Annotated in this window: 1 pseudogene; it reads right to left on the bottom strand. The window is 58.2% G+C overall.

Features of this window, described 5'->3' with window-relative positions:
- Positions 1-184: 184 nt before the first annotated feature.
- A pseudogene (locus AC0L3B_RS38690) lies at positions 185-295 on the bottom strand (zinc-binding alcohol dehydrogenase family protein); the annotation flags it as partial.
- Positions 296-361 lie beyond the last annotated feature (66 nt).

Here is a 361-nt window from a genome sequence, read left to right as displayed (position 1 = left end):
ACCCTGTCGGCCGCCAGCATCGCCTTCAGCGCTTGCGGCGCGAGGGTTGCCAGTGTGGCATAAGCGTTAGGCACTCTGCCCAGCGCCTGCTTGATACTCGTGTAAACCTCGGCGGTTGCGCCGCTGGCCTGGTCCGCTGGAATCGCGTTGAAATGAGTCATTGTTCAGTCTCTTGTGTAAAGGGTCAGAAGCCTTCCAGGACGATCTTGCCCTTGGATTTGCCGCTTTCGATCAGGCCATGGGCGCGTCGCAGGTTTTCGGCATTGATGGTTCCGAAGTTTTCGCCCAGCGTCGTTGGATGCGATGCCTCTCAAGCGCAAGTCGATCTCGCTTCATCTGGAGTTCATGTTCACGCGCTCGA

It is taken from the genome of Bradyrhizobium sp. Kon56, assembly GCF_055807635.1.
The sequence above is the reverse complement of the archived record's forward strand: the minus strand, read 5'-3'. Positions and strand labels throughout refer to the sequence as shown.